This is a genomic window from Cupriavidus sp. 01L46, assembly GCF_056399905.1.
Window position 1 is genome coordinate 1 of sequence record NZ_JBFTSF010000407.1, and the last position, 4,602, is coordinate 4,602.

Annotated in this window: 4 protein-coding genes; 1 reads left to right on the forward strand and 3 read right to left on the reverse strand. The window is 63.2% G+C overall.

What is annotated here, in order from left to right; all coding sequences use genetic code 11:
- The coding region (locus AC1DS3_RS35500; RefSeq protein ID WP_477129026.1) for an MASE1 domain-containing protein at positions 1-234 on the reverse strand (234 nt) is incomplete at its 3' end.
- 1,458 nt (positions 235-1,692) lie between these two features.
- Positions 1,693-2,619, reverse strand: a complete 927-nt coding sequence (locus AC1DS3_RS35505) for a LysR family transcriptional regulator (protein ID WP_477129027.1) — start codon at positions 2,617-2,619, stop codon at positions 1,693-1,695.
- A 159-nt stretch (positions 2,620-2,778) separates the two neighbouring features.
- On the opposite strand from AC1DS3_RS35505, the gene AC1DS3_RS35510 reads away from it, so the two are divergent.
- Positions 2,779-3,696: a pyridoxal-phosphate dependent enzyme gene (locus AC1DS3_RS35510; RefSeq protein ID WP_477129029.1), complete on the forward strand. Its 918-nt coding sequence runs from the start codon at positions 2,779-2,781 to the stop codon at positions 3,694-3,696.
- A 28-nt stretch (positions 3,697-3,724) separates the two neighbouring features.
- Here AC1DS3_RS35510 and AC1DS3_RS35515 read toward each other — a convergent pair.
- Positions 3,725-4,602 (reverse strand): MFS transporter (locus AC1DS3_RS35515; protein WP_477129028.1); only part of this gene is annotated, 878 nt, incomplete at its 5' end.

The window sequence follows — 4,602 nt, forward strand, 5'->3', positions numbered from 1 at the left end:
CACGCCCACCGACATGTTGGCCAAGACGGAGCCAATGGCAATTCCAGGGGCAACTGCGAAGCCCATAACGAGCAGCGCAACGAGGGCGATGCCGCTGGAAGGCCATACCAGAGACACTGCACCGCCCACCACCGCATAGGTAAGTCCCAGCTTTGCACCTGCGTAGTACGCCAATGCGACAGATCCGGTGTGAACGAAGAGGCTAAGCTTCGAGTTGCGCTGAATGATGAACATGGTTCGCTTCAAATTCTGGGGACAGCCCCTGCCACATCCAGTCATCCTCTCGTTAGCCGCAATGACAGTACGCTTGCGGACGTTGGTATCCGATGCACCTGTGGCAAATCACGAGCTTGCACCGAGCCGGTGCCAGGCGAGTGCTGCGAATCCATGGTGCCGCGGGATTACTATGAATCTACGTCAGAACTCCTCTGTGCGGTAAGGGTGGCCGACGGATTCGATGAGCTATACCGCCCGGGTTGAACGCCAGGTTCCGTCGAATGCGACCTTGTCGGGCCGGGTTTCGAGTCTTCGGCCAGAATCCGGACGCAGTCGGTCCTTGGCACCTGGCTGCGGCCGATGACGCATCATCCGCAGATTGCTCAGGCCAGATAGCGTATGCAGTTGCGCGTGRGCGAACAGGTCGCTCTCCTCGCCGTGCCGCAATGCACGCGCTTGCGTGACATCGCCAACCTTGGCAGCCGTGCCCAATCCCTGCCATCCAATAGGGCAATCCCCTAGCCTCTTTTCGGAAAAGGACCTTATTCATAAGCATACCGGCAGGACATACATTGGAGGCGTACAAAACTGCGGCGCTGAAGCGAAGAGTATTCGTTTCGGTGTTTTTGCAACCACCTGAAAAGGAGTTGAAGAAAATGGTAAAGACAATCTTACTGCTCGCTGCGGCGGGTGCGGCGCTTGGCGCCGGAGTAGCCTATGCCGGTAACGGGGCGCGAGATGTATACACCGACGGCGCTAGCGCGATGGGGCCGCGCKACCCATATTCAGATGGGGGAAGGAGCACAAAGTTTGACGTCTATTCGGATGGAGCGAGAGTTACAGATAGACGAGACACGTTCACCGATGGTGCGAGAATCACCAACCGCGATGGACTGGTTGAGGGCAGCCTGTAAGGAACGACAGAATGGTCGGCAATTGAATACGTGGTCGGCGCTCAGCGTCCACAGCCACAAACCAAGCACCTCCCCCGAGGAACAGCCTCGGGGGATTTTTTTGCAGCAGCCGCCCCGCCGGAGACAGGTCAAACCAGCAGGCCGCTGCCACTTGAAGGGGCGGCAGCGTTTGCGGCGTGCCTACTTCGTCAGTTACCGCACCAAGCTGTTACAGKACTGAAACAGATTGTGCGGTGAGCCAAGCCACTTGCGCCAAGAAGCCCTGACAATTCTGATTTCTGATTCTTCCTTGGGGGCGCGCAAATCTTGCAGGCCATGTGCGACGCGCTGCAGGTGGTGCCGGACACCTGGATGTCGCGTCGGCGAAGATGTGCGAGTTCGAAGAGAACGCGTAGTAGCGACCACTACCGTGATGGCTGACAAACCGTCTCGCATGCCGAAAGGCCCATGATTTCAGGATTTTCTCGCGCAACGACGCCAAAAGCTGATGGTTTTGACGATCTGTATTCCTCCGGGGCAGGCAGAGCGCAGGATCAGCGAGGCACACTGAGTGGCCGCGGCCCTATGGCTTGCCGCGTGCCTGCTTTGCCTTGGTGCCGGTGACGTGCCGGACCGATTCGATAAAGCGCTGCACGCGCGGCGAGCGGTGCGTCGCCGAATATACAAACTCGATATTGACTCCATCGGTCAAGTCGGCCAGCGCGATGAACGCGATGGTGGGTGGCGCGTGCAGCTGTGAGCTGGCGGGCACCAGCGCGCAGCCCATGCCGGCGGCGACCAGCCCCAGGATGGTTGGCGTGTCGGTGCCGATCTGGACGATATGCGGCGTGAACCCGGCCTTGGCGCACGCCGCAATCAGCAGGCTGTGCTGCGCGCTCGACTTCTCGCGGTTGAACCACACAAAGCGCTCGCCGGCGATGTCGGCCAACCGCCGCGCGCGCTTCGCCGGTGCGACATGCTGCGCCGGCACCGCCAGCACAAAGCGCTCGCGGTACAGGGCGATGCCGCTCAGGCTGGCATCGTCCGGCGTGCGCCAGGCCATGATGCCGCCGTCCAGTTCTTCGCCGCGGATCGCCTGTGCCTGCTGCAATGACAACAGCGGCTCGATGGAGAGCAGGATCGCCGGATTGTGCTCGCGGAAGTGCGCAAGAATCGCCAGCGTCACCGGCGAGGCCAGGTAGCTGGGCATGATGCCGAGCGCAAAGGAGCCGGTCTGGCCTTGTGCTATGCGATGGGCCCGGTCGCGTRCCTGTTCCAGCTGCAGTAGCGACTGCTTCGCATCGTGCAGGAAGCTGGTGCCGGCATCGGTGAGTTGCACGCCCTTGGCATGCCGCTCGAACAACGGGGCGCCGATCACCCCCTCCAGATCCTGGATCTGCCGCGACAAGGCCGGCTGCGTGATGTTCAGCGCCCGCGATGCCGCAATGATGCTGCCTTCTTCCGCGACAGCGATGAAGTAGCGCAAGTGCCGCGTTTCGATGTTTCGCATGCTCTGCCGGTTGCCCTCTGAATGTTGCTATGCCTTGTAAGTATAGCTTTCGGGATTGATAGGCATTTGACCGCATAGGCGGCAGGCTTCTACCATTCCAGGTTCTTCATGCCAGAACCAAGAAGCGCCACCATGCCCCATGCTGACAACGCCCCGCCCGTGAGCCTGCACATCGTCACCCCGCTGCTGCGATCCACGTCCTACTCGGCACGGCTGGGGCGTTCGGTGTGGTTCAAGATGGAGGCGCTRCAGCCCCCGGGCTCGTTCAAGGCGCGCGGCATCGGCCATGCATGCCAGACCTACAAGGAGTGGGGCGCAAAACGCTTCGTGTGCTCCTCGGGCGGTAATGCCGGCATTGCCGTCGCCTACAGTGGGCGGCTGCTTGGCGTGCCGGTGACCGTCGTCGTGCCCGAGACCACCTCGGCCGCGGCGCGAGAGCGTATCGCGGCGGAAGGCGCCGAACTGGTGGTGCACGGACTTGCATKGAGCGAGGCCAACGATCACGCGCTCTCGCTGATGCGCCCGGAGTATGCGTTTATCCACCCCTTTGACGATCCCCTGCTGTGGGAAGGCCATGCGACGATGATCGACGAGGTGGCTGCCGCCGGCGTCAAGCCGGGCGCGGTGCTGCTATCGGTAGGCGGTGGCGGCTTGCTGTGCGGCGTGCTGGCCGGGCTGGAACGCAATGGCTGGCACGATGTGCCCGTCATCGCGGCCGAGACCGCTGGCGCGGATTCCTACGCCGCCTCGCTGGCGGCCGGCGCGCAGGTCGAGCTGCCCGCCATCACCAGCATCGCGACCTCGCTGGGTGCCAAGAGCCCTTGCGCCAAGGCGCTCGAGTGGTCAAAGCTGCATCCGATCGTCAGCGAGGTGGTCACGGACAAGGAGGCGGTCGGCGCGTGCCTGCGCTTTCTGGCCGAGCACCGGATCGTGGTGGAGCCGGCGTGCGGTGCGGCGCTGGCCGCGCTGGAGCGCAATCCCGCCGCGGTGACGGCGGCGAGCGACGTGCTGGTCATCGTCTGCGGCGGCGCCGGTGCCACAGCCGAACAGCTGCAGGCCTGGGATCGCGCCGCCTGACAGTAGCCCGGTGTCCGGCCTCGGCGCTTCAATACTCGTGGCGCAGGTGCCTGGCCTGGCGCGGCAGGCGCAGGCTGACCCCGAACGCCAGCGCCATCATCGCCGTCACATACCAGTAGAACGCTGACTGGTGGCCGGCGGACTTCAGCGCCAGCGCCACGTACTCGGCCGAGCCGCCAAAGATCGCATTGGAGATTGCGTACGCAAGCCCCACGCCCAACGCGCGTACTTCCGGGGGAAACATCTCCGCCTTCACGATGCCGCTGATCGATGTATAGAGACTCACGATTGCCAGCGCAATTGAGATCAGCACGAAGGCCGCGAGCGGGCTGGAGACGATCTGCAGGGCGCTCAGGAGCGGCACGGTGGCGGCGGTCCCCAGCGCGCCAAAGGCAAGCATGTTGCTGCGCCGGCCAATGCGGTCAGACAATGCGCCAAACAACGGCTGCATGCACATATAGACAAAGAGGCAGCCGGTCATCACCGTGCTTGCCGTCTTGATGGACATGCCGGCGGAGTTGACCAGGTACTTCTGCATATACGTGGTGAACGTGTAGAAGATCAGCGAGCCGCCGGCGGTATAGCCCAGGACGGTGAGGAACGCCGCCTTGTGATGCCGGAACAGCGCGGCGAGGCTGCCTGCCTCCTTGTTGCCGCGCGTGGCAGCGGATGACGTTTCGCGCAGCGTGCGGCGCAATGCCAGTGCCACCACGGCGGTGAGCGCGCCGATCACAAACGGAACGCGCCAGCCCCAGCTCCGCAGCTGCGCCTCATCCAGCAGTTGCTGAAGCACCACCACCACCAGCACGGCCAGCAACTGGCCACCGATCAGCGTGACGTACTGGAACGACGAGAAGAACCCGCGCCGCCCCTTGAGCGCAATCTCGCTCATGTACGTGGCCGTGG